Below are 24,520 nucleotides of genomic sequence, written 5' to 3' on the forward strand. Positions count from 1 at the left end.
CTTTATTAGACAGGAATAAAAAAAGCCATTCTATTCAATGGCTTTATAGATAATAAACTAATAATTAGATCTTAAATTACAGGCTTTCAGTAAAAGTACGAGTAATTACATCGCGTTGTTGCTCTGGAGTCAGTGAGTTAAAACGTACTGCATAACCAGAAACACGAATTGTCAGTTGAGGATACTTTTCAGGATTTTTAACAGCGTCTTCTAAAGTTTCACGACTTAATACGTTCACGTTTAAATGCTGCCCACCTTCAACGCGAACAGTTGGTTTAACTTCTAAAGGAACTTCGCGATACTCAAAAGCACCTAATTCATCTTTAGCAACAACTTGTCCTTCATTGTAATCCGCTTTTGCACAAACACAACGGGCTTCATTTTTCTCTTCATCTAATAACCAGAAAGAGTTCAAAAGCGCTGCATTATCAGTTTTAGTAATTTGAATACCAGTAATCATGTCGACCTCCACGTTCGGGTTGGATTAAGATCAATCCTTTATTCAATAATCAATTGGGTATTTGGTCTAACCAATGTATCTGACTATTATATACCAGTATAAACTTGCGATTTCTTTGATATTTATCAATAGTTTCTAGGGGTAAACATCTCATCACCAGTCAACATCATGTTTTAAATCAATTTTTATATTTTGGCTAAATCAAATTTTTTCGTTAAATTTCAAAAAAATTTAAATAAAATAGTCTGCTACATCTCTTTATCTCTGCCGAATGAACCAGTAAGCTTATCACTATAATTTAGCTGCTATAGGAATTTTCATGTCAACTCCACCAAATTGGCACGATGTCATTGGCTTAGAGAAAGAACAACCTTATTTTCAAGAGACTTTGGCTTATGTAGCACATGAGCGACAAAACGGAAAAACTATTTTCCCACCACAAAAAGACGTATTTAATGCTTTTCGCTACACGGAGCTTGCCGATATCAAGGTCGTCATTTTAGGACAAGATCCTTATCATGGATTAGGACAAGCGCATGGACTCTCTTTTTCCGTGCTACCGGGCATCAAGCCACCGCCATCATTAGTCAACATGTATAAAGAATTAGAATCGGATATACCCGGCTTTAAACGCCCTCAACATGGCTATTTATTAAGCTGGGCACAACAAGGTGTATTGTTACTCAATACAGTATTAACTGTTGAGCAAGGAAAAGCACATTCACATGCACATTTAGGTTGGGAAACATTTACAGACAAAGTGATTGAAGCAATCAACGCGCATAGAGAAGGCATCGTTTTCTTATTATGGGGCTCTCATGCTCAGAAAAAAGGGCGCATGATTGATCCTAAACGTCATCATATATTGAAAGCGCCACACCCTTCACCACTTTCAGCTCACCGTGGCTTCTTAGGCTGTAAACATTTTTCAAAAACGAATGAATTACTCCAACAACAAGGCCAAACACCAATAGATTGGGCTCCCGTTATTCCAGAGTAACCGAAAGCGATAAATCGAGGAATAGCGCTATTCCTCGATAAATTAGCATTATTGCCGCCAATTATTTAGAGACAACAACCATAGCAGGTCTTAATAAACGACCATTTAAAGTATAGCCTTTTTGCATTACATCCATAACATGATTTGGTTGATGCTCTGGAGATGGGATCATCGTCATTGCCTGATGAACTTCAGGGTTAAAAGGCACATTTTTCTCAGAAACAACTTCAATACCAAATTTATTCACTGCATTCAAAAATGTTTTCAGCGTTAAATCTAACCCTTCCAACATTGCTTTCGAATGTTCATCTTCATGATCTGCTGCTTCAATCGCGCGCTCTAAATTATCAATGACTGGCAACAACTCATTTGAGAATTTTTCAAGCGCAAATTTATGTGCCTTTTCAACATCTTGTTCTGTACGACGACGAATATTTTCAACTTCAGCATGTGCGCGGATCATTGCTTCGCGTTCCGCTTTCTGTGAAATGGCAAGTTGTTCTTCAAGTTCAGCAATACGCTCAACTAATGCTTGCACATCTTGTTCTTCTTCAGCCTGAGCATCAGAATTTAGTTCTAATTCCTCGCTCATTTGCTCTTCATGTAACTCATGGTCTCGCTTATCATGTCTATTGTTGTCTTTATTACTCATGAATATCTCCGCGTATTTAGCATTAAACCTATCTATTAGAGTATTATGGGGATATAAAACAGGGATTCAAGGGAAGTCATACAATGAGAGGCAAAAAAAATATGCGGAAGGAAAAAAGCACGCAATCCCCACTATTCCAAACTATCGGCATAGTTGGACACCCACGCCATCCCGAAGCTTTAGCAACACATGAACTGATCTATAATTGGCTGAAATCTAAAAATTATCATGCCATCATTGATAAACAAGTTGCAAAAGACCTAAAACTAAAAAATGCATGCATGGGCAATTTAACTGAAATTGGTCAACAAGCAGACTTAGTTATTGTCGTTGGTGGTGATGGCAATATGCTCGGTGCAGCGCGAGTTTTATCCCGTTATAATAATAAGGTAATAGGGATTAACCGCGGTAATTTAGGCTTTCTCACCGACCTTGACCCTGATAACGCCTTACAGCAACTTTCTCGTGTTCTTGAAGGGGAATATCATGAGGAACAACGGTTTTTATTAGAAGCGAAAGTCATCAAACCTAATCAAAAATCGCGTACCAGTAGTGCAATCAATGAAATAGTATTGCACCCAGGCAAAGTCGCTCATATGATTGAATTTGAAGTTTATATTGACGAACGATTTGCATTTTCCCAACGCTCAGATGGCTTAATCATTGCTACTCCAACAGGATCTACAGCTTATTCTCTATCCGCAGGTGGCCCTATTTTAACACCAAACCTTGATGCTATTGTGCTGGTACCAATGTTCCCACACACCCTCTCATCACGCCCTTTAGTGATTAGCAGTAATAGCAGCATTCGTATTAAATTTTTACGTAATAATATTGATTACGAAGTCAGTTGTGACAGCCAAATCATGCTCCCCATCCAAGATGGTGAAGAAGTTATCATACAGCGTAGTAACAAAAACCTTAATCTCGTTCATCCTAAAGATTATAACTATTTCAATACATTAAGCTCAAAATTAGGATGGTCTAAAAAAACTTTTTAATTTTTGCATCTTCCTCTTTACTGTATAAAAAAACAGGATACACTGTATTTAAATACAGTTGTATATTTCCACAGGAGAGCAAAGATGCTTACCCAACTTACCATCAATAATTTTGCTATCGTTCGTGATCTTGAAATTGATTTTCGCAGCGGTATGACCACGATTACAGGTGAAACTGGCGCGGGTAAATCCATTGCGATTGACGCACTTGGTCTCTGTTTAGGAAATCGCTGTGATGCTAATATGGTTCGTCCAGGCGCACAACGCGCGGACTTATGTGCCCGTTTCTCATTGTCAGATGCCGATATTGCGGCTAAATGGCTGGTTGAGCACGAGCTTAATAATCTTAATGAATGCCTGCTACGCCGCACTATTAGCCTTGATGGGCGCTCCCGTGGCTTTATAAATGGTACAGCCGTTCCCCTTTCACAATTACGTGAGTTAGGCGCATTATTGATTCAAATTCATGGGCAACATGCACATCAATTATTACTTGATAACCATCACCAAAAATCACTGTTAGATGCTTATGCCAACCAAAAAGAGCTGCTTTCACAAATGAAGCAATCTTGGCAAGCGTGGCACCATTCCTGCCAACAACTTGCTATTTTTCAAAAACAAATGCAAGAACGTGAATCTCGGCAACAATTACTTGATTATCACTTAAAAGAACTGAGTGAGTTTTCACCTATTCAAGGTGAGTTTGAAAGTATCGAGCAGGAATATAAACTATTAGCGAATTATGGCCAATTTTTAACACTTGGACAAAATGCGACGCAAATTTTATCTGATAATGATGATGCAAATGTATTAAGCCTTCTTAATATGGCAAAAAATGAACTCACTGAATTAGCATCCTTAGATACTAAGTTTTCAAATCTTTTAGATATGCTAGAAGAAGCTTCTATCCAAGTTAGCGAAGCAAGCGATGAGTTAAGGCACTATTGCGAACAATATGAATTAGATCCAAATCGTTTGTTTGAATTAGAACAACGTATTTCAAAACAAATAAGTCTTGCTCGAAAACACCATATTTCACCTGAAGCTCTCCCTGAGCTATACCAACAATTTTTAGAAGAACAAGAACAGCTCATTAATCAGGATGAAGATTGTGAAATTCTAAGTAATCAAGTTAAAAAAGATCATGAACAAGCTCTGATATATGCGCAAAGGCTTCATCATATTAGATTAAATTACGCTCAAGAATTAAGTCAATTAATTACCAATAGCATGCATCAGTTATCTATGCCGCATGGTAAGTTCACAATTGATGTAAAATTCACACCAGAAAACTTACAGCCAGACGGCGCTTGTAAGGTTGAGTTTAATGTCACAACAAACCCAGGCCAACCACATCAAGCACTCGCAAAAGTTGCATCTGGAGGTGAACTATCTCGAATTGCATTAGCCATTCAAGTAATTACAGCGAAAAAAATGGATACGCCAGCTTTAATTTTTGATGAAGTTGATGTTGGTATTAGTGGTCCTACAGCCGCAATCGTAGGCAGATTATTACGAGAACTTGGTGAATCAACTCAAGTTATGTGCGTTACACACTTACCGCAAGTTGCCGGATGTGGTCATCACCATTTTTATGTGACTAAAGAAACAAACGGTATTGAAACAGAAACTCACATGAAATTACTTGATAAAAAAGCACGATTACAAGAAATTGCTCGCCTTTTAGCAGGAAGTGAGGTGACTAAAAACACACTCGCAAATGCAAAAGAACTGCTTGCAGCATAAATTTTGACAACTTTTTTGCTCTCATGTGGTCTTAGAGTCAATATGGAAGGTTTTAAATTGTATCAATGTCGATTATCATTGATGTTCTGACTCCAAAAGGAATGAGATATCCATGCGTTATAAACTGTTAACTGCTGTTGCACTATCACTCGCATTAATGTCTTCGGGCTGCTCAATGATGGAACGTCTTGTCTATCACCCTGACATTAACCAAGGTAATTACCTGACAGCGAAAGATGTTGCTAAGATCCAAAAAGGAATGACTCAGCAACAGGTCGCGTATACTTTGGGCACACCAATGTTAACCGACCCATTTGGTACTCAAACTTGGTATTATGTATTCCGCCAAGAACTTGGACATGATCCCGTTCAACAAGAGACATTGACTCTGATTTTCGATCGTAATGGCATCTTAACTGAAATGAAGAACGAAAAGACGCTTGCTGATCAGAAGATGATGGAGAAAACTGAAATTCAGGATACCTCATCAAATACATCAGAAAGCAGTGTTAATCAAGCCAATTCGGTTGAACCAACTGCTGATACACAACATGAAGAAAAAGTCGTAGAAGCAGAAGCACCCAAAAAACAAAAAATGCTAAGTAAATAATTACTTAAATTAATTTTTTGTTGTCAGCTAATTAGATAATAACTATCTGTCAAAATACAAAACAGATAGTTATTATCGTTATTAGTGACATTATTTATCGTAAATTTAAAACAAAAAAACCGAGTCTATACTCGGCTTATTAGAAAGCTAAAGAATAATTACTTTTTATTCTCTTTAGACTTTTCAGCTCTTTTTCGGCGTAACTCTTTAGGATCTGCAATCAAAGGACGATAAATTTCAACGCGATCACCATCTTGTAATACATCACCTAACTTCGCAGGGCGACTATAGATACCAACCTTATTTTTCTTCAGATCAATATCTGTTCTCAAAGCAAGAATGCCAGAGGCGACAATTGCATCTTCAATCGTTGAACCTTCTACGACTTTTACTGATAATAAATATTGTTTTTCAGGTAATGCGTAAGTCACTTCAACATTTAAATCAGACACGATAAACATCCTTAGCTCTTACCGTAAAAGCTTGCACCATATTATTAGCAAGCTCTTTAAAAATTTTACCAAATGCTAGTTCTATTAATTTATTCGAAAATTCGAAATCAAGCTGAAACTCAATTTTACAGGCATCTGGACTCAATGGAATAAAATGCCATCCACCGGCTAATTTACGAAAAGGCCCTTCAACCAATTGCATATGAATACACTTGTTATTTTCTAGCGTGTTTTTAGTCACAAATGTCTTACTTATACCCGCTTTTGAGACTTCAACAGCAGCCGTCATTTCATCATCCTGATGGCTAATAATACGGCTACCAACACATCCAGGTAAAAAACTCGGATATGCAACAACATCATTGACAAGGTTGTACATTTGTTCCGCGCTAAAAGGTACTAATGCAGAGCGACTAATCTGTGGCATATCAATTCCTATCCCCAAAAACTGCGCTTATAATACCACTATTAGTAGGTTACACAAAAAACAAAACCCGTTGAGAACAATAATTGCACAATCGGCACATTTTTAAGCACGGAATGATTTATTTCACTTCGGCTTACAGTATAATGAGCAAACTATGACAAAGAAAAAAGCTTATAAACCCGGTTCGGCAACAATTGCCTTGAACAAACGTGCTCGCCACGAATATTCTATCGAAGAAGAGTTCGAGGCTGGCCTATCCTTACAGGGTTGGGAAGTTAAATCACTACGTGCTGGCAAAGCAAATATTGGTGATAGTTACGTCTTACTGAGAGATGGTGAAGCTTACTTATTTGGCGCTAATATAACGCCATTAAATGTTGCATCATCTCATGTAGTTTGTGATCCAACTCGTAGTAGGAAGCTATTACTTAACCAACGAGAGTTAGATACACTTTATGGTCGTGTAAACCGCGATGGCTATACTGTCATTGCTCTTTCCCTTTATTGGAAAAACGCTTGGTGTAAAGTTAAAATTGGCGTTGCTAAAGGTAAAAAGGCACACGACAAGCGTTCTGATATAAAAGATCGCGAATGGCAATTAGATAAAGCACGTATAATGAAACATTCTAATCGCTAACTTCTAGCTTTTTAGCATAACTTTCTGTTATACTGCGCTTAACAACTTGGGGCTGATTCTGGATTCGACGGGATTTGCGAAACCCAAGGTGCATGCCGAGGGGCGGTTGGCCTCGTAAAAAGCCGCAAAAAAATAGTCGCAAACGACGAAAACTACGCACTAGCAGCTTAATAACCTGCTTAGAGCCCTCTCTCCCTAGCTTCCGCTCTTAAGACGGGGATCAAGAGAGGTCAAACCCAAAAGAGATCGCGTGAATACCTAGCTTGGGGTTGAAGCGTTAAATCTAATCAAGCTAGTTTGTTCGTGGCGTGTCTATCCGCAGCGGGCAAATGAATTTAAAGATTAGACTAAGCATGTAGTACCGAGGATGTAGAAATTTCGGACGCGGGTTCAACTCCCGCCAGCTCCACCACTATCTAACGACCTGATTCTTAACAAGTTTCAGGTCGTTTTTCTTTCTATCATGTCGAAATTGTGCCGCAGGAATGTACCGCATGACGACATTAAAACTCCCCCACTACCTTTACCAACGTGCTAATACGTGGTGGTTTCGTAAAACCATTCCGACCACGAACGCTCGCTATGACATCCGTTTAAGCCTCAAAACTAAGCAACTGCATGCAGCTCGATCATTAGCCTTAATCCTCAATAGTCAATATAATCACTGGCAAGTCCAATATTCAGGAAGCCCGAAAATGACCAAGGAACACATTGCCTTTTTTCAGCAGCAACTCAAGTTATTAGTCAACAGATGGTGGCAGCGTGAAATGGATGATTTTCATGGCAACCTTGATAAGGGAATTGATGAACTCAATGATTTACAGCACGTCGCAACGGGGCTTATTGAGTTTCATCACAAACGTATTATTAAAAAAGAGTATCGGGACAATGCCAAAAACCAGAGAATAGCTGCCACGTTATTAGATGAAATCCAAGAGCAACAATCGGATATCACCTCTGACTTAACCGAACAAGACTATCAGCAACTGGCTCTTATGGTTGACCAAGCCTCTTTGCAGCACTATCAACGACTCAATACGTATTTATCAAACCCAACACCTGACTGGCTAAGCCCCCCGTAACTTTTGCGGCTGAATCAATCATTGATGATAAGCCTCGTTATCCCCTATCTAAACTGATTAGCGAATATCAAGAAGAAAGCCAACAAAAAGGGCACAGCCAAAAGACCCAAAATAAGTATGCTCAATGCCTCGCCTTAGCAATTAGCTACTTTGGTGATGTGCTTATTGATACGATTACACCCGAGCAAGGCAGACATTTTCGAGAGTGCTTAAAGACCTTTCCTATCGGGATTAAAACAAAAGAGATGCTGGCACAGCCACTGAGTGAAATCATAAAAAAACATCCACACGCTCAAATCATATCGGTAGAAACGGCGAATTCACACCTGCAAAAAGTATCCCAGTTTTTTGATTGGATAGTGTCCTTAGGGTATTTAACCTACAATCCTATCCCTCAAGAGCCGCTTCCGGCTCCACGGGTTAACCATAAAGACGATAGAGCCGTCATCACTGAAGAGGAAGCTATACAAGTTTTTCAGCATCCCCTGTTTACGATGCATCAAGGCGTCAAAACCAAAAAGATACAGCAGCCTTACCATTTTTGGTTACCGCTATTGTGTTTATTTACGGGTATGCGCCCCGGTGAAGCTTGCCAGTTGTTCACTAATGACGTTGAAAAGGTAAATGACATTTGGTGTATTCGTGTGGATAACCGATATGAAAAACAGCGGTTGAAAACACCGAATGCCAAACGCTACATCCCAATCCATCAACAACTTATTGACTTAGGCTTCTTGGTGTTTGTGAAAGATAAGGCTGGCACCCCTTGTGAAGGTACACGTCTGTTCCCTGAAATTATGCTCATTCAAGACTCTTTTGCGACCAAGCCCGGTGAATGGTTCAACCATAATTTACGAGACAAACAATCGCTCCTTAAGCATGTTACCCTCTATAGCTTTCGGCATTACTTTAGAGATAAGCTGCTTGCTCTGCATCCTTCCGATGAGTATTTGAATAAGATTATGGGGCACCAAACCAGTTCTTACGGTAAAGCCTTACCAAAGGAACAACAAGCTATGCATGAACTGGTTAATAAGCTCGATTTTTCAGCCATTATTGCTCAGGTAAAGCCTTATGAAACATTGGATATCTTCCACTGAAACAAAGTCACAAGCTGACAATTCTTTACACTCATGATTTCGCTGTTACCACATAGCAAATCTCAATTTGAATCGTTTCATAAAAAAATAAAGCTTTACAGATAGTTTAGTGATCGGTTAATTTACCCAAGAGCAGTTTGTAGCTGCTCTAAATTACGAAGAGATACAAATCTCTGAAAAGAAGCTTTAATATGTTGAAATATATGGCTTCTATATAAAGTACGCTACTACTTGGAAGTAGCGGAGATTAATCATGCTTCAGTATGATTTTAACTCATTGAACAACAATTATCCTATCTACGATGTTTTCACTAAACTAACTGATATAAGCATATCTCCTTGTGGTTCAGACACCCTAGAGCCAGAAGATGAGACCTGTCCATTCTGTGGACATAAAAATGCTTTTCGCTTTCATGCTGATAGCAACCAATACCATTGCTATTCTTGTGAAGAACACGGTGGTGTACTTGACCTCATTCAAAAAGTATTAGGTTTAAGAAGTGTGTTTGAAGCCGCTCGCTATCTATCTCGTATGTCGAGTGAAATTCCATCAGTCACCCCCATAGAAATCGTCGAGGAAGATAACCGAGATCATAACGTGATTTCAAGCGTGTTCATGGATATTGCCCTGCATTATGCCAAAAATCTGGTTGACGAAGCATTAAATTATCAAGTTGAGCAGCGTGGACACTCACAGCTACTACTTGAACAGCACCATATCGGTATTGCAGATGGGCAGTGCTACGCCACATTATCCGGTAAATATGATGATAAAACCCTCTTAGCTACCGGTATGTTTCGTGAAGTTAATGGTCGGATTATCGATTTTGTGCCCGAGGGAGTGTACGTCTACCCACACTTTGACAATGGAAGGATCGTTCGCTTTACCTTTAAAGATCCGAAAAAAACCTTCAAGTATCAGCAACCGAAAAAATACTGGTTGCCAGAGGCACATTGGTATGGGCAGCAAACACTGGAAAAGCCCGGAACGATTGCACTTGTTGAAGGTGAAAATGACGCCTTGACGCTAATTGAAGCAGGATATACAGGCCCCGTACTTGCATCCATCGGCTCACTTAGCCAATCGCAAGTTGATTATATCAATTCTCTGAGACGTTCTATCAATACTTACTTTGATAATGATGATGCTGGTGACCGATACCGTTCTAAATTCCCATCCGCAACGCATTACATTGTGCCAGAACGTGGCAGCGATATTGATGAATTTATTCGTGAAGGTGGCGATTGGCAAGCACTCGAAGCTGAGCAAACATTTATACCTCTCATAGAAACGCCCGTTAGCAATCTACCGAACTCCTGCGGTGCTGAAGGCTTCAATGACGTAGGTAATGCTAACCGTCTTGCCCGTCTGTTTGGTCATAATTTACGCTATGTTCGTGAAACTGACAGCTTCATCCATTTTGTTGATAATCAATGGAAGCCGGCTAGTGTTCAGGTCATGGAGTACGCCAAGCAAGTTGCCGCTGACATGCTAGCAGAAGGTCATAAAGTGCTTGCAGACGACGACACCAAAGGTACTCAACTGATAAAAGCAGCCATACAACTTCATAACCTACCGAAGTTAAAGGCGATGATTGAATTGGTGAAGCCTAAATTGGAAGTGTGTATGGTTGACCTTGACGCTGATCCAATGTTACTCGGGGTGGGTAACGGCGTTATAGACTTAAACACGGGTGAATACCGTGAGAACCGCCGTCTAAACCTTATCACACGTTATACGCCAGTTGATTTCAATCCGAATGCAAAATGTCCAACATGGGAGCGATTCATTAATGATATCACCGTCGGCGATACTGAACTCGCTAGCTTCTTGCAACGGCTGGTGGGCTACTTCTTAGCAGGTCGAACAGATGAACAGCTCTTGTTTTTCTTCTACGGTCACGGCAGCAATGGCAAATCCACGTTCATTCAGATTATTCAGTCACTGATGGGCAGCTATGCGACACAGATAAACAGTGACGTGCTCATGATGAATAAAAACAGCGGAGGTCCTAATGCCTCTTTAGCCAAGTTACCGGGGAAACGCTTAGTCGTTGCCAATGAGTTGCCTGAAAATGGTCGCCTTGATGACACGCTCATTAAAAGCATGACAGGCGGCGATATTATAGTCGCTAGACAGGTCTACGGCAAACACGAGCTGGAATTTTATTCACAATTCAGCCTAGTGATTATCGGTAACCACAAGCCTGCCATTTACGATATGTCTCACGGCATGTGGCGGCGGATGTGCTTAATTCCTTTTGCGGCAAACTTCACGGCAGCTCAGATTGACCCAGAATTACCTGTAAAATTAGGAAAAGAGCTGCAAGGGATCTTGAATTGGGCACTGGAAGGCGTACAAGCATGGCATGCAGAAGGCCTTAAACGCTCACTCCCTGCTGCGGTTATTGCGGCTAACGATGAGTACCGCCAAGAAAGCGACCTCATTGGTGAATTTCTTGAAGGTTGTCTGCAAGAACCGGATGCTTACACTGCAGCCAGCGAACTTTATCAAGCGTTTTTAAGTTTTGCCAATGAAGGTAATGAGTGGCGAATGACGCAACGGATTTTCACGAAGAAAATGGTCGAACGTGGCTTCGAGAAAGTCAGACGGAATAACAAGGCGGGATTTAGAGGTATTGCCTTACTTGACCCTGACTTGGCTCCGCTGAGTACTCATAAAGTGATCAACCCGATCTTTGTAGTCTAACCTTGAGTGCCGATTAAACGGCATATTAGTAAACTTTTTCTGTGAATTCTTTCTATGGAAAGTTTAAAGAAATGCTGAAAGTTCAGCACTGCTACTCTTCACTTATATTAGTGGAGGGTAGCGCCATAAAGGAGAATTTAAAATGCCAAAACATAAAGCCATCATGATGCCAACAAGATTCTATACTGTGATGGGCGAACCTGCCTATGATATCGACTTCTACCGCGATGACCGAACCCGAATACCAGAAGATATTGAAGCTGTGCTCTACAAACACTTTAAAGGAGGGTTTGCTGTTTATAATTACTCAGAGTCTGCTGGGCTTTCTCTTTTGCATACAATCAAGACACGATTGCAAGCATACGGTGACGTTGATGTTTTTATCCAAGATACTAAAGGTGTAACGCGTCCACTGTCGGCAGAATACCCATATTTATCGTGGTTGAACGAATAGTGGTAACCCTGCTTTTTAATTAGTAGTGCTAGCTCCCGGTATAAGTAAGTTGAATTAACCACAGGAGCTAGCCATGCAAGCAAAAATTAATGAAGTTCGAGAATACTTATCCAACCGTCTTTACTTTACTGACCAACTCACCTCCCCGCAAGATACTTATGACTTTCTCGCTGTTCAACTCGGTGATAAGGAACAAGAAGTGTTTTCAGTAATCTATCTGAATGCTCAAAATCACGTCATACAGTACGTTGAGATGTTTAACGGCACGATTAATCACACAAACGTCTATCCTCGTGAAATAGCAAAACTAGCCTTAAAACTCAACGCCGCCAACATTATCTGTGCCCATAACCACCCTTCTGGTACGGTAACGCCATCAAAAAGCGATATTAAAGTTACCGATAAGCTGAAAACAGTCATGCAGTTGTTCGACATAACGCTGCTTGATCACATTATTGTGGCTGGTGGAGAAACAATGTCATTTGCTGAAAAAGGCCTGCTATGAAAGCAATCCTCCTCACAGCATTAATAAAAGGGCTTATCACATTCGCCTTTCATCTACTAAAAGTTGTATCGGCTGCATACAACTAAACCTAACTTAAATTTCATTATCACCCCTACCAATAAGCATGCTTTAAAGTCATGCCACCAGCCAAACCATTCAATAAGTGACGAAACCATACCAAAAGGTCTCTTTTCTGATTTGGCGTGGTTTTTCATCATACCATGCCCTATTGGTAGGTAAGGAGGATTTCGTGGCAATTGTCGGCTACGCTCGTGTATCAACCCGAGGTCAAAGCCTCGATGCTCAACTTAATGCATTACACGGTTGTGACAAGATATTTAAAGAAATCATCAGTGGGGCAAAAGATAATCGCCCAGAGCTTGCAGCCCTACTCGATTACGTTCGTGAAGGTGACACAGTTAAAGTGACAAAACTTGATCGGCTTGCTCGCAATACAAAGCATTTACTAGAAATATCCGCTTACTTAGAAACAAAAAAAGTACGGTTATTAATTATGAATATAGGTATAGATACAGACACCCCAACAGGTAAGCTAATGCTTACAATGATAGGTGCTATTGCAACGTTTGAGCGTGAAATCATGTTAGAACGCCAAGCAGAAGGAATTGCACTAGCTAAACAACTTGGTCGGTATACAGGGAGAAAAGCAACCGCAAGAGCCAAAACAGCGGAAGTTTTGAAGCTACTAGCTCAAGGAGCAACAAAACCTGCTATTTCAAAACAACTTGATATCAGTATTACCAGCATCTATCGCATAGTTAAAAGTAACTCAAATAGACTTTCATTATAAGGAAATTATCATGGCATTTTATACAATGACAAACTTTGCAGGTCGTATCTCTTTCATGAAAGATGGTCAGTATGTAGGTTCAGCAATGCCAAACGTATTCGGTGGTTATAACCTCTCTGGAGCAACTGGAGATTCCCTAGGCCACACTAGTACCTTAGGCGATACCGAGGTGTTTCACGGTGATATGGGACAGCTAGAAGGCTTTGCGAGACCCAATGTCTTTGGTGGCGTTGACTACTTAAGTTCAACAGGTTCATTTCAAGCCATGTCTATACCCGATTTTCAAGGTATGACGTTGCATGATGTTGTCGATGGTTCATCTGAACATATCTCAATGATTGGGGATAATCTCACTGACGAACACGTTGATGGATTGTCTAGTTTCTTTCATAAATTTCTGGGGTAGTTAACATGGATGACTTTCAACGCATTGAAGCTACTGCATTAACTATTATGATAATGCAGGCTACCGAAATCATTGAAAAAGAAGAAGATACTGACAGTCTTGTCGATATACCCTACACACTGTGCAAATCACTTTGCGAAGCGAACAATTCGGAGCTTTATATCCACTTAAAACTAACTGATGAGCAAAGAGAGAAAAGCATCAATACAGTTACAGCTATGCTAGCGGATAATGATAATTGGCTAAGTCAAGCTGCTCATCTCTATAATCTATTTTCAAACCCACTGGGTAAAACTATACGAGACACCATCACTAAACAATATGATGAGAATCCACTGGTTAGAAAGATCACTCGTTTATACCGTGGGTTTGGTCTTGACTTAGTGCTTGGCGTCTGTGATGAACTCATTAACCAAGGTGTACCACCTAACAAGTTATTAGCTGACTTTTCCAATTATCAACTTGCCAACCTTCCCTGTGATAACTTTGATGAGATCCTGCAAGTTAACGTTGATATTGGTGTTGTTTCTGGTCAAATTGACAGTAAGGAAGCGAAGTATGGCGAATTGGCAGGTAACGTAGGCGGCTTTGTTGCGGGAGCCAAAGCAGGTGCAATCATTGGTTCATTCATCCTCCCCGGTGTTGGTACAATCATTGGTGGTGGAATTGGAGCTGCCGCAGGCAAGGTATTCGGCAAACAAATTGGCAATCTTGCAGGTCAAGGGTTTATAAAACCGAAAGATAATACGCAAAAATAAATAAATGTAGCCTTAAGGATTACTTATGGCTACATAAAATAAAAACCACTATTGGAATTATTTATGAACTTTAAAAGTATAGTATCAACCACATTATTGTTTGTGACCGTTAGTATCAGTTGCCAAAGTGCCATTGCTTCAAATCAATCTTCTGACACAAAGAGCTGCAACATTACCTTTCCGTCACAACAAGACTTAGAGAATGAAGGTGTTGATTTCGATCCCGGCATTTATAGTTGTAAAGATTTAGCACAGCTACAGTCAAATGCTCAACGTAAGCAATTAGACGCATTAAGAATATTAGGAATAATGCATGAGAGAGGATACCTTGTTGAACAGAATACTGAAAAAGCTATCAAATTGTTAGAAGAAGCCGCAAACTTAGGGGATAAGCCATCACAACACTACCTTGGCGAATCAATGCTACTAGTCATAACAAAAGAAAACGCTGATGGCACGTATGATGTTGACGATAGTAGACAACTTTACTGGAAGCAAAAAGCTGATTCCAAATAACTCCACACATAATAGCAAGCCCAAATCTGATGGGCTTGCATACACTAAATAGTTTATTTTTTACTAGTACGTTCTTTATTTGCCTGTGATAACACAGATGCCGCAAAATTTTTAGTTTCGTCACTATACTTTGTGCTTTTTAACACATTAGATGCAATAGTTTCCATATCTGCCCCTGTTTGCTTCGAGCTACTTGATTGCGAAAGAACTGAAGCCGCTAAGGTTTTTTGGATTTGGGATGCATTTTTGCTTTGAATAGTTTTAGCGGCTTGAGAAGCTAACTGCTTCGAACTTTGCTTCTTATTGACTGTCATTTCTTACTCCTTTAAGTTTAAGTCAATTTTCAATATATTGTATTATAAGCATCATGTAAATAACCACATGTAGTATTTTTGGATTCCTTTTCATCTCCAAGCGGTTATAACTGTATGACTCAGCAAACTCTACCATTGAGCAACAGGCATCTATGTCATAATTGCTTCTATCATCGGTTCTATTAGCATGATTTACCTCACAGAAAAGTATAAAGACAAAGAAAGGTTGTTTGTTCCAGAAGAGTTCATATCAACACTAACAAAGCTGACCTCACTAAGGAATGCTGACATGTTGAGTGAAGAAGAATTTAACCATCAGAAAGGCGAGTTAATCAAAAGTATCACGGGTAAGAGCATAGATGGCGATCACCTGACATTTCTTGCTGAAATTGCTAAGCTAAAGCAGCAAAATGTGTTAACCAATGAAGACATAGCCAATATCAAAATCATGGTGATGAATTCATAACAAACAACAAGCAGCCCACTGTCCGTTTTCCTTCACGATAAGTTCAGTTCCCTTATAGGGGTTGAACTCAAAAAGTCCTCCAAGGCAATACTGTCACAAAACATCTATAGGCTGATGATTAAAATATCTACAGCCTATTTTCAAACTCTTTCTCCGGAAAAACAATTTGAAACATTATTGATAACCAATACAATATAAAATCTCTTGATTAAGAAAGTAACAATCAAGTTATGTACAATCAAACCGGATTTAATATCTACCATTAACTACTCAACGAATGTTACCAGAAGAGTAACCTCCTTCCGACTAACTGACTAAATTACAAACACTTTACTCAATGTTGGAGTGGATAATGAAATTTAACTTATTTAATACGTGGCACCATTAGTTTTTAAGATAAATCCTAATACAATATTGATTCAACAAGGTGTAATTTGAAATCTCCAATTGACTGTTCGAGTTATTACCAAATGACTTATAATAAATCTATACTGTGTGTTTTAGTTGCATTAACTTTTTCGTCACATGCAAATTCTCTATGGACTTATGAAGGAAGTGGAGCCCCTGAGAATTGGGGAAAATTAAGTGAGGAATTTAAAGTTTGTGAAAGCGGCTTCAATCAGTCACCAATTAATATTGAAAATGTAATTGATGGAAAATTAGAGCCTTTAAAGATAAATATTCATACGCATGCACAAAAAATCATTAACAATGGGCACTCCATACAAATAAATGTTAATGATGATGATGATTTTTCTATTGATGGTTCAACTTATCAATTAAAACAATTCCATTTTCATAGTCCAAGCGAAAATGAAATACAAAGCAAGCAATATCCACTAGAATTACATTTTGTGCATTCAAAAGAAGATGGAAGTATTGCTGTATTAGCTATTATGTTAGAAGAAGGTGATACTAACCCAGCTATAGAACAAATATTAAAAAGTATTCCAAAAGAAAAAAATAAAGAAAAAGAGTTAAGTACAACGATTGATTTAACGCCTCTTTATCCAGAAGATAAAAACTATTACCGCTTTAGTGGATCTTTGACAACACCGCCCTGCACTGAAGGCGTTGTATGGTTAGTAATGAAACAACCAATAAAAGCGTCAAAAGAACAAATAGAGAAATTTCAAAAAGCTTTAGGTCACCCAAACAACAGACCAATACAACCTTTGCACGGTAGAGTAATTGTAAACTAGTTTTATATACTTAAAAACAATTGCTATTCTATAGCATACGATAATGGTGTTAATTTTTAATTAGCACCATTCACTCTCCCTACTATTGAAACTTAAGTAGCCACGCCTGAACGTTCATGATGAAAGTATCTTACATCATAGATATATAAATTTGAATTCCAAATTAAAACACTTCAATTACTATAAAATGAAAAGTATTAATATTAATTCAACATATAAAAAATAGTCTAATCATCACTGAATTTAAAAAACTTAAAGTCTACTATCCAAGATAATGAATTGAATAAAATATCACAGCTTTTAATTCAGCTCCTCAAGAAGGAGTTTAACTCACTGCAAGCCTCAGTACCCCATTCTTGCAGTCATAAACCGACTGTGCCACACTATTGTGCCATTAACTTCATTGACATAGATAGAAGAATCAAACAGTTATATTGGGGAGGAGCTTCAAGCCAGCTCCACCAAATTATCTTCTAAGGACGTCCAAAGAAGACTGAAAAGCCCGCTAACTCAATGAGTTGCGGGCTTTTTTATGTCCTAAACTGTCCTATTTTATCCCACCCAAGCTAATTCTTTTAGGCCCATTGATAGGCCCAACGAAAAGAACTAACATCTTTGTTGGGCCTAAACGCATGGAGATTTTTCATGGCAAGAAAAACTAAGCCATTAACCGATACCGAAATCAAAGCAGCTAAACCGCAGGACAAGGACTATCAGCTGTATGATGGTGATGGACTCACACTGCTAATCAAATCTAGCGGAAGCAAGTTATGGCAATTCCGTTACTACCGCCCGTATACAAAACAAAGGACCAAACAAAGTTTTGGGGCCTACCCTGCTGTCACCCTTTCAGATGCTAGAAAACTTAGAGCAGAGTCTCGCTCATTACTGGCAAAAGATATTGACCCTCAAGAATATCAAAGAGATCAAATAAGAAACTCTCAAGAGGCTAAAACCAATACCTTCCAACTTGTCGCTGAACGTTGGTGGGAAGTAAAGAAGTCCACCGTAACCGAAGATTACGGTAATGATATTTGGCGCTCACTTGAACGAGATGTCTTTCCCGCTATAGGTGATATCAGTGTTACCGATATCAAAGCCCATATATTGGTCCAAGCAATACAACCGGTTCAAGCTAGAGGTGCGCTAGAAACGGTTCGTCGCCTATGTCAGCGTATCAACGAAGTGATGATCTATGCTCAAAATACTGGCTTAATTGATGCTGTACCTAGTATCAATATTGGCAAAGCTTTTGAAAAGCCTAAGAAAAAGAATATGCCAAGTATTCCCCCTGATCAGCTACCAAAGCTCATGCAGACAATGCGTACAGCTAGTATTAGCCTATCTACTCGATGCCTGTTCATGTGGCAGCTACTCACCATCTCGCGCCCTGCTGAAGCCGCTGAAACCCGTTGGGATGAAATCAACTTTGAGACTAAGGAATGGAAGATACCTGCTGTTAGAATGAAAATGAACCGTGAGCACACAGTTCCATTGTCTGATGCTGCTTTAGCTATTTTAGAGCTCATGAAACCACTCAGTGGTAACCGTGAGTTTATCTTTCCTAGCCGTATCAAGCCTACTCAGCCAATGAATAGCCAAACTGTCAATGCTGCATTAAAACGCGCCGGGTTTGGTGGCGTATTGGTTTCTCACGGCCTACGCTCAATTGCTAGTACCGCTCTCAATGAGCACGGTTTCCCACCTGATGTGATTGAAGCAGCCCTCGCCCACGTTGATAAAAACGAAGTTAGACGCGCCTATATCCTGACAATAGAGAACTTCCCTCGGTGTGGCGTTTCGGGCGTCATGACGCCGCAGATAAACCGATGGTCGATGCCGCAAAATTATCTTTTGAACTGCTGATGCCAACCGAAGATCGTGGGCGACATCTTTTACCCGCCCCCTCAGATAATCTTTACTGGATGAGAAGGTTGTTTGAAAAAGGTATTGCGGGATTTTATCGTGTACACCTGGCCAAAACAACCTGGCGGATCTCTGCAGGGAAAGAGCTGAAATGGGCGATTAGTGGTCAGAGTGCGGGCAGCGCAGCGATTTTTCCGACGATGAAGTCAGACATTATTCTAGAGCACAAGATGGCCCAGCAGCGCATTATTATCGATACCAAGTTTAATGCGATCTTGACAAAGGGCTGGTATCGGGAACAATCGCTACGTAATAACTATATTTATCAATTATATACCTACCTTAGAACACAGGAAAGCAAGGCGGACCCACTTTCACTTAATGCCGCAGGCCTTCTTCTTCATCCAGCTGTTGGCTATATGCTCAATGAGTATGTTACCACTCAGGGACATAAAATCCATTTTGCTACAGTAGATATGGCGGTAGATGCTAAAACAATTAAAAAACAATTACTAAAATTAGCCCATAACTGTGCAGGAGTCACGGCTGATAACTTACCACTTCATAAAGCAATGACTGCAATATAATCTACTATTGCAGTCACTTAGCTGTTATCCAAACTTAATCATCACATAACGCGCTGCGGTATATCATCCTGCCCATATATTGACATATCCTAGGAGCTCGCCCGTTTTTCACTCAAAATCCCCCCGTTAACTCATGTCTACTCAAAAAACAGACTTAACATAGGATAATTTTCGTTTTCCAATTGGTCTCCTGGGTACGTAAAATTTCCCTTAATCTTCACAAGCCTACCTCGATAGAGCCTGTTATAATTAGGTTTTACAATTTTAAGACCTTCTGAGGATAACAAATACCAATGAAATCACCGGAAATCCAGCTCAAGGCGCTGAATAATACTTTGCGTCGTTTACGTGGGGCCTGTTCCGCACTTGACGGCGAAGAGCTTGATGAAAAATTACTTGAAGTCATGCGACGACTGCTGCTTGCTGAAGTGCTCGCCGATACCTGGATTGTGGCTATAGGGGGCTCGCAAGGAGCGGGTAAAACGACTCTGATGGCGAGCCTGTATGGCCTGCATCAAGACTGCAGCGGCTGGTTACGTAGCAATGAAGGACGCGGCGAGAAAATGCCAGTCTTAATCCTCGAGAGTTCTAAGACTGAAGTACCTCAGGGTTATGTCCGCCGCCTAGTCGAAACTGGAAATGATTTGACACTAGAGGATATCAGCGTCGACGTCAACGAGTTTCAGCGAGCGGTCTGCGATCCTGATGCGGGGGATTTACTGCCAGTATTGAAAGTACCGCAGCGTTATTTTACACGCAATAATCAGGCCTGGTTACTGCTGCCTGGCTATGAAAAACAAGAGCGTGAAAATCGTGAATGGCAAGAACTAATGCGTCAGGCAATGATCGCGGCAGGCGGTTGTATCATCGTAACCGACGAAACTCGACTGGCAAACCAGCAGCAGCTCGAAATCGTCAAAGATATGCTGGAAAAAGAGCTTAAGGACTGTAAACCTTATATTGTCATCTCCAAGACAGAAGCGTATCGCCATAATCCACAACGGCAAGCTGAATTAAGAAAAAGCGCGGCTGAAACCTTCAATGTCGCTGCCGAATATACGGATAACAATATTATTTTAACCGGCACCGACGATCCGGAATACATAACAGAATGGATGCCGCACCTGTGCCGAGCCATTAATGACCTTAACTTTTCCGGACAAACCAACCGTTATCTCCAGTTAACCCACCTTGCTGGGATTGTCAGTAAGGATCTGCCCCGCGTCATGAATATGATCCGTACTCAGTCACGTCTATATTACCACAGTGATAAAGGTAGCCAGGATGATGGCTGTCAGGTTCTGGCGGAAGTACTAGAAGTGTTTGACGACGCCGTACAGGAACTAAGAGAAGAGCACACCAAAAAGGTGAAAGCGTGTATCGCTAAAACCTTTGAAGCGGCGAAGGTTAACATGGACCGCAGGCTGGTCAAGGACCATGAGGGATTTGCCAACTGGATATCGAATGCATTTGATACCACCAGTGAAACAAAAGGCAAATTACAGAAACTGGTTCAGGATTCATGGGAGGACGCATCAGCTGGTTTCTTCAATGACTATGTGAACAGCTTGCAACAATTGACGGCGGCAAAACTCAAGCCCATGCCAAACGGCAACAATCGCCCAAACTTGCTTGCATCACCAAAGCTAGAGAAGCTGATAACACTTGGCTATATGAATAGCGCCGGGCAGCCTATACAGCACGAACAGCTGGATGCAGAAAAAATAAGTAATATCAAAATGTTGTTAAATCATGGTGCCACATCGAATGGGCAAAATACCACGGTGATGAATAAACAGCTCAGGAAAAGCGTGGAATTGATCCCAGTGCTCTCGCTGGAGTACACTCGCCTTGTGTACGCCATGCCTGAAATTTGCAAAGAGCTGCGACCTTACGTCACACTTGAGCAGTACGATGGTGAGACATCCGCAGGTAACGTCGCTGCAGAAGGGGTTCAAACCCTCAACGCAGGAGTTGATCTTGGCAAGACCGCAATAAAATCACTGGCGGCAGTGCTGGCGATTGACATTGTCAGCGACGGTGATTCCGATATCCTTGGCGCGCTCTTTGGCCAGGATCAATCTTCTATTGACCAAACGGGTTCACCCCTTCCCCCCGCACCAGTGATAATGCATCCTGCTGCCGTTGCGGTAACCGCCGTTGTGGCGGCGGCCTACGTGACCGTGTCTGCGGTAACACGAATGCGCACCTTCGAGAAAAAAGCGAGCTCTCAGGCACACACCATGCTTGCCAGCGTTCATGATCACCATATTGAGCATTTACGCAGTCAGTTCGATGATACGATGAATGCGGCACGTAAGCGGATTAGCGAAACGTTACGTACGCGTTATCACATGGACGAAATACTGATGCGCAAGGATCGGCTCGCCAAAGCCATTGCCGATGTGAATACCCTTATCAGCGACCTGCGTTCTGAGCTGGGTCCATCGGCTTCGGGTCTACAAGTGTTAATAACCAACCACGGTGAGTGAGATGACGTCCTGGAAGGTTATAAATTATTGGCAGCAGTTAGAGTCACGGCAGTTAGAGTGGGCTTTTCGCGCCTACGATCGGCTGATTAAGAGCTTAAGTCATGACGTTCTCTTACCCAAGCATAATAAGGGAGTGCTGGTGTACCTGAACGCCCCGTACGATGATGTGCTGCTCTCAGTTGGCTTTTTAGTGACTCGATAAAACGGGTAATGGCTCGTTCATCCGTGCGTTGAAAACATATAGGCATATCTGGGGCATCAGGACTACTATCCTGAGCGAATCGTAAATCAACTCGGATTGCAAATACTCGGTTATGGTGTTCTAGTGTATTCTCAACCACTGCCAGTAATCGACGAAGGATATAATACGATATCGAGGAATCATAGCGATCACTCGCGATAGTTATCAGTTGATCCAATTCTGTTTTAGTTAATGCATAAGATGACATTTTTATTACCTTACTATCATAGAAATAGCGATATCTGTATTCGTGTTTAAGTACCTATCGCATCCATAACACTATAAGTTATAGACACAATAGGTACGGTGATTAAATAAACATTGCTTTGTTGATTGATAGGTGTTATTATTATAAATTAGTATTGTATTTAGTAAGATGATATATATTACCTATACCGACATCATTCCATTTAATAAAAGACAGACTCCCCCCTCCCCAAAGCCGCAATAAACCTCGCTTGGTGATATAATTCTACTCACTGATATTATTAAAAATAACTCTGAAGTTATCCTTATCTTGGTGAGTTATTGAGTATGAATACTCCTCTGCTACTCAACGGAATATTCAATCGTTCGGCTAGCTCTTCAGGTGTCATTCTTGCCCCCGTAAACTTGACATAGTTAATCCCATTTTTTTCGAATAATTGAACTTTAGCTTCCTGCTGTAGTTTTTCTAATGCAGGCCGCAAACGGTCAGAGCGTCTCAGTGAATAAGGGCCATTTTTAATGATATCATTTCGCCTAAAATCATAAGATTTATTACTGACAAGATGCTCCTCCAACCATAACAGGAGTTTTTCAGCATCACTAGGCTCCCTCGTTTCATCAGTTTTAGCGATAAAGTGATTGAGATACCACTGTGTGATATAAAATGCCGCATTCAAGGTTTCTTTTGTGATCAGCGTTGAATTCGGTGTCATAAAAACCTGCATCACTGCCGCAATTCTCGACGCATGTTCCATATAGCGCGCAATAAAATCCTCATAATGTGAAAATGCCGTGTCCTGCTTTATACAATCTGATATGATTCGCTGCTGTTCATACCAGTATTTTTGTGCCTCCACCGTTAATGTGATACACTGACGTTCACCACCATACTCTCTTCGCAATGCAGACTTGTCTAAGTGCGCGATCAAAACGGAAGAGAAGGCATCAAATGCATGCGCGTCTAATCGTAAAGTGTTCAGGTCATCCAACCTAGTTAATGAATTGTTCAAATCCACGAATAAAAAACGGGCTAGCCCACCAGAATATCGAAACTTCGTGCCTTTTTTCCTCAAATAATGATTAAACAATTCCGGCTGTAACATTAACAAGATGCTAAAACGGGCATCTGAAATAAAGTCGCTGTCGCGTGAAACACGGCTCACCGAAATACTCTCTCCACACCAGAGTGAATTTAATAACGAAATTTTATGAAATAGATTGCCGTCAAACAAAGCCCCTGCTTCATCTGAGGCCAGTGTTAACACTGGATACCCTTGCCCTAATTCCCGAGTTAATGCCTCGCTGGTGGGATCATTGATAATTAAACGCCTTTGAACCGGCTTAACAGGCGCTTGTTGTAGGCATTCATCTAACTGACGACGAGCCTCAGCCACATCACCGTTATCCTTAAACATTTTTTGATAATGTTTCTCATGAGCTTTTAGCTCTATTTTCCAAATAGCCTCATGCCGTTGATACTCCGCCTGTGCTGAACCATATTCTCTTTTTTGTGCTTCTTCCCACTGAATAACCGGTGCTATCAACATTCTGAATACCGTCGTCTTTTTACTGCCCGACTTGGCGAGCACAAGCGTATAAAGTGAAGTGGGATAGCGAATCCCTTGGATAGGTTGAACATCAAAGTTATCGTGACATCCCATACCCATAACTCCTAATAGGGTAGGTAAAATAATATCTGTGCTAGCCCCTGTTTGAGCGTGTATGTGCCCGATCAACTGCTGAAAAAATTCAGGTAAAAATTTCAACTGCAAACATAGTTCTGGATTGCCATTTGACATTTTTCTTGCTCCTTAATTT

General features: G+C 40.6%; 25 protein-coding genes, 1 other RNA gene and 1 pseudogene. 20 read left to right on the forward strand and 7 right to left on the reverse strand.

From position 1 onward, the window contains the following. Positions 1–76: 76 nt before the first annotated feature. The gene (gene grcA / locus OO7_RS12360) at positions 77–460 is read right to left on the reverse strand and encodes an autonomous glycyl radical cofactor GrcA (RefSeq protein ID WP_008916263.1); all 384 of its coding nucleotides are present in this window, start codon (positions 458–460) and stop codon (positions 77–79) included. A 319-nt stretch (positions 461–779) separates the two neighbouring features. On the opposite strand from grcA, the gene ung reads away from it, so the two are divergent. Continuing rightward, complete coding sequence (gene ung, locus OO7_RS12365) at positions 780–1,460, forward strand: uracil-DNA glycosylase (protein ID WP_008916264.1); 681 nt, start codon at positions 780–782, stop codon at positions 1,458–1,460. A 61-nt stretch (positions 1,461–1,521) separates the two neighbouring features. Here the strand turns inward: ung and grpE are convergent, their stop codons facing one another. Further along, complete coding sequence (gene grpE / locus OO7_RS12370; RefSeq protein WP_008916265.1) at positions 1,522–2,112, reverse strand: nucleotide exchange factor GrpE; 591 nt, start codon at positions 2,110–2,112, stop codon at positions 1,522–1,524. Positions 2,113–2,213: 101 nt separating this feature from the next. Between grpE and nadK the strand changes: the two genes are divergently transcribed. From nadK to bamE, 3 genes are all read left to right on the forward strand, one after another. Next, on the forward strand, positions 2,214–3,113 hold the full coding sequence (gene nadK / locus OO7_RS12375) for an NAD(+) kinase (RefSeq protein WP_043892895.1): 900 nt from the start codon (positions 2,214–2,216) through the stop codon (positions 3,111–3,113). Between the two features lie 84 nt (positions 3,114–3,197). Further along, a complete protein-coding gene (gene recN / locus OO7_RS12380) occupies positions 3,198–4,859 on the forward strand; it encodes a DNA repair protein RecN (protein ID WP_008916267.1) in 1,662 nt (553 codons plus the stop codon). Between the two features lie 112 nt (positions 4,860–4,971). Next, positions 4,972–5,469: an outer membrane protein assembly factor BamE gene (gene bamE, locus OO7_RS12385; RefSeq protein WP_008916268.1), complete on the forward strand. Its 498-nt coding sequence runs from the start codon at positions 4,972–4,974 to the stop codon at positions 5,467–5,469. A 158-nt stretch (positions 5,470–5,627) separates the two neighbouring features. Here the strand turns inward: bamE and OO7_RS12390 are convergent, their stop codons facing one another. Together OO7_RS12390 and OO7_RS12395 are read right to left on the reverse strand one after the other, a co-directional pair. Next, the gene (locus OO7_RS12390) at positions 5,628–5,921 is read right to left on the reverse strand and encodes an RnfH family protein (protein WP_008916269.1); all 294 of its coding nucleotides are present in this window, start codon (positions 5,919–5,921) and stop codon (positions 5,628–5,630) included. Further along, positions 5,914–6,348, reverse strand: coding sequence for a type II toxin-antitoxin system RatA family toxin (locus OO7_RS12395; RefSeq protein WP_008916270.1), 435 nt, complete (start codon positions 6,346–6,348; stop codon positions 5,914–5,916). Before OO7_RS12395 ends, OO7_RS12390 begins: the two co-directional genes overlap by 8 nt. A 154-nt stretch (positions 6,349–6,502) precedes the next feature. Between OO7_RS12395 and smpB the strand changes: the two genes are divergently transcribed. From smpB to OO7_RS12445, 11 genes are all read left to right on the forward strand, one after another. Further along, a complete protein-coding gene (smpB, locus tag OO7_RS12400) occupies positions 6,503–6,985 on the forward strand; it encodes an SsrA-binding protein SmpB (RefSeq protein WP_008916271.1) in 483 nt (160 codons plus the stop codon). A gap of 48 nt (positions 6,986–7,033) precedes the next feature. Beyond that, positions 7,034–7,397, forward strand: a transfer-messenger RNA (tmRNA) gene (gene ssrA, locus OO7_RS16555). Positions 7,398–7,470: 73 nt separating this feature from the next. After that, the gene (locus OO7_RS12405; protein WP_156823146.1) at positions 7,471–8,067 is read left to right on the forward strand and encodes a hypothetical protein; all 597 of its coding nucleotides are present in this window, start codon (positions 7,471–7,473) and stop codon (positions 8,065–8,067) included. A gap of 359 nt (positions 8,068–8,426) precedes the next feature. Next, on the forward strand, positions 8,427–9,167 hold the full coding sequence (locus OO7_RS12410; RefSeq protein ID WP_169337387.1) for a site-specific integrase: 741 nt from the start codon (positions 8,427–8,429) through the stop codon (positions 9,165–9,167). 253 nt (positions 9,168–9,420) lie between these two features. Then, complete coding sequence (locus tag OO7_RS12415) at positions 9,421–11,877, forward strand: phage/plasmid primase, P4 family (protein ID WP_008916274.1); 2,457 nt, start codon at positions 9,421–9,423, stop codon at positions 11,875–11,877. A 142-nt stretch (positions 11,878–12,019) separates the two neighbouring features. Then, positions 12,020–12,331, forward strand: a complete 312-nt coding sequence (locus OO7_RS12420; RefSeq protein WP_008916275.1) for a hypothetical protein — start codon at positions 12,020–12,022, stop codon at positions 12,329–12,331. Positions 12,332–12,404: 73 nt separating this feature from the next. Beyond that, a complete protein-coding gene (locus OO7_RS12425; protein WP_008916276.1) occupies positions 12,405–12,836 on the forward strand; it encodes a JAB domain-containing protein in 432 nt (143 codons plus the stop codon). 250 nt (positions 12,837–13,086) lie between these two features. Next, complete coding sequence (locus tag OO7_RS12430) at positions 13,087–13,647, forward strand: recombinase family protein (RefSeq protein WP_008916277.1); 561 nt, start codon at positions 13,087–13,089, stop codon at positions 13,645–13,647. Between the two features lie 10 nt (positions 13,648–13,657). Further along, positions 13,658–14,053 carry a hypothetical protein gene (locus tag OO7_RS12435; RefSeq protein ID WP_008916278.1) on the forward strand — a complete coding sequence of 132 codons (396 nt, stop codon included), beginning with the start codon at positions 13,658–13,660 and terminating at the stop codon, positions 14,051–14,053. Positions 14,054–14,058: 5 nt separating this feature from the next. Beyond that, positions 14,059–14,811 carry a glycine zipper domain-containing protein gene (locus tag OO7_RS16240; protein ID WP_008916279.1) on the forward strand — a complete coding sequence of 251 codons (753 nt, stop codon included), beginning with the start codon at positions 14,059–14,061 and terminating at the stop codon, positions 14,809–14,811. Positions 14,812–14,874: 63 nt separating this feature from the next. Then, positions 14,875–15,327: a tetratricopeptide repeat protein gene (locus tag OO7_RS12445; RefSeq protein ID WP_008916280.1), complete on the forward strand. Its 453-nt coding sequence runs from the start codon at positions 14,875–14,877 to the stop codon at positions 15,325–15,327. Between the two features lie 53 nt (positions 15,328–15,380). Here the strand turns inward: OO7_RS12445 and OO7_RS12450 are convergent, their stop codons facing one another. Then, positions 15,381–15,641, reverse strand: coding sequence for a hypothetical protein (locus OO7_RS12450; protein ID WP_008916281.1), 261 nt, complete (start codon positions 15,639–15,641; stop codon positions 15,381–15,383). Between the two features lie 187 nt (positions 15,642–15,828). On the opposite strand from OO7_RS12450, the gene OO7_RS12455 reads away from it, so the two are divergent. The 5 genes and pseudogenes from OO7_RS12455 to OO7_RS12475 all read left to right on the forward strand — a co-directional run bounded on the left by OO7_RS12455 (position 15,829) and on the right by OO7_RS12475 (position 22,254). Then, positions 15,829–16,107, forward strand: a complete 279-nt coding sequence (locus OO7_RS12455) for a hypothetical protein (RefSeq protein ID WP_008916282.1) — start codon at positions 15,829–15,831, stop codon at positions 16,105–16,107. Between the two features lie 434 nt (positions 16,108–16,541). After that, complete coding sequence (locus OO7_RS12460) at positions 16,542–17,309, forward strand: carbonic anhydrase (protein WP_236620651.1); 768 nt, start codon at positions 16,542–16,544, stop codon at positions 17,307–17,309. A gap of 645 nt (positions 17,310–17,954) precedes the next feature. Next, positions 17,955–19,073 (forward strand): annotated as a pseudogene (locus OO7_RS12465) (integrase domain-containing protein); the annotation flags it as partial. A gap of 65 nt (positions 19,074–19,138) precedes the next feature. Beyond that, the gene (locus tag OO7_RS12470; RefSeq protein ID WP_008916285.1) at positions 19,139–19,762 is read left to right on the forward strand and encodes a 5-methylcytosine restriction system specificity protein McrC; all 624 of its coding nucleotides are present in this window, start codon (positions 19,139–19,141) and stop codon (positions 19,760–19,762) included. A gap of 293 nt (positions 19,763–20,055) precedes the next feature. After that, positions 20,056–22,254 (forward strand): P-loop NTPase family protein, encoded by a 2,199-nt coding sequence (locus tag OO7_RS12475; protein ID WP_008916286.1) that lies wholly within the window; start codon positions 20,056–20,058, stop codon positions 22,252–22,254. An 86-nt stretch (positions 22,255–22,340) separates the two neighbouring features. Here OO7_RS12475 and OO7_RS12480 read toward each other — a convergent pair whose 3' ends face one another. Beyond that, positions 22,341–22,703: a YagK/YfjJ domain-containing protein gene (locus OO7_RS12480; RefSeq protein WP_008916287.1), complete on the reverse strand. Its 363-nt coding sequence runs from the start codon at positions 22,701–22,703 to the stop codon at positions 22,341–22,343. Between the two features lie 304 nt (positions 22,704–23,007). Continuing rightward, positions 23,008–24,501, reverse strand: a complete 1,494-nt coding sequence (locus tag OO7_RS12485; protein WP_008916288.1) for a YfjI family protein — start codon at positions 24,499–24,501, stop codon at positions 23,008–23,010. Positions 24,502–24,520: the final 19 nt, after the last annotated feature.

The organism is Providencia sneebia DSM 19967 (assembly GCF_000314895.2).
In the GTDB taxonomy this organism is placed as follows: domain Bacteria; phylum Pseudomonadota; class Gammaproteobacteria; order Enterobacterales; family Enterobacteriaceae; genus Providencia; species Providencia sneebia.

Bases quoted from the DNA above. Each gene is read 5' to 3' on its own strand.
- grcA (WP_008916263.1), bottom strand. From the start codon at position 460: ATGATTACTGGTATTCAAATTACTAAAACTGATAATGCAGCGCTTTTG.
- ung (WP_008916264.1), top strand. From the start codon at position 780: ATGTCAACTCCACCAAATTGGCACGATGTCATTGGCTTAGAGAAAGAA.
- grpE (WP_008916265.1), bottom strand. From the start codon at position 2,112: ATGAGTAATAAAGACAACAATAGACATGATAAGCGAGACCATGAGTTA.
- nadK (WP_043892895.1), top strand. From the start codon at position 2,214: ATGCGGAAGGAAAAAAGCACGCAATCCCCACTATTCCAAACTATCGGC.
- recN (WP_008916267.1), top strand. From the start codon at position 3,198: ATGCTTACCCAACTTACCATCAATAATTTTGCTATCGTTCGTGATCTT.
- bamE (WP_008916268.1), top strand. From the start codon at position 4,972: ATGCGTTATAAACTGTTAACTGCTGTTGCACTATCACTCGCATTAATG.
- OO7_RS12395 (WP_008916270.1), bottom strand. From the start codon at position 6,348: ATGCCACAGATTAGTCGCTCTGCATTAGTACCTTTTAGCGCGGAACAA.
- smpB (WP_008916271.1), top strand. From the start codon at position 6,503: ATGACAAAGAAAAAAGCTTATAAACCCGGTTCGGCAACAATTGCCTTG.
- OO7_RS12405 (WP_156823146.1), top strand. From the start codon at position 7,471: ATGTACCGCATGACGACATTAAAACTCCCCCACTACCTTTACCAACGT.
- OO7_RS12415 (WP_008916274.1), top strand. From the start codon at position 9,421: ATGCTTCAGTATGATTTTAACTCATTGAACAACAATTATCCTATCTAC.
- OO7_RS12420 (WP_008916275.1), top strand. From the start codon at position 12,020: ATGCCAAAACATAAAGCCATCATGATGCCAACAAGATTCTATACTGTG.
- OO7_RS12425 (WP_008916276.1), top strand. From the start codon at position 12,405: ATGCAAGCAAAAATTAATGAAGTTCGAGAATACTTATCCAACCGTCTT.
- OO7_RS12435 (WP_008916278.1), top strand. From the start codon at position 13,658: ATGGCATTTTATACAATGACAAACTTTGCAGGTCGTATCTCTTTCATG.
- OO7_RS16240 (WP_008916279.1), top strand. From the start codon at position 14,059: ATGGATGACTTTCAACGCATTGAAGCTACTGCATTAACTATTATGATA.
- OO7_RS12445 (WP_008916280.1), top strand. From the start codon at position 14,875: ATGAACTTTAAAAGTATAGTATCAACCACATTATTGTTTGTGACCGTT.
- OO7_RS12450 (WP_008916281.1), bottom strand. From the start codon at position 15,641: ATGACAGTCAATAAGAAGCAAAGTTCGAAGCAGTTAGCTTCTCAAGCC.
- OO7_RS12455 (WP_008916282.1), top strand. From the start codon at position 15,829: ATGATTTACCTCACAGAAAAGTATAAAGACAAAGAAAGGTTGTTTGTT.
- OO7_RS12470 (WP_008916285.1), top strand. From the start codon at position 19,139: ATGGTCGATGCCGCAAAATTATCTTTTGAACTGCTGATGCCAACCGAA.
- OO7_RS12475 (WP_008916286.1), top strand. From the start codon at position 20,056: ATGAAATCACCGGAAATCCAGCTCAAGGCGCTGAATAATACTTTGCGT.
- OO7_RS12480 (WP_008916287.1), bottom strand. From the start codon at position 22,703: ATGTCATCTTATGCATTAACTAAAACAGAATTGGATCAACTGATAACT.
- OO7_RS12485 (WP_008916288.1), bottom strand. From the start codon at position 24,501: ATGTCAAATGGCAATCCAGAACTATGTTTGCAGTTGAAATTTTTACCT.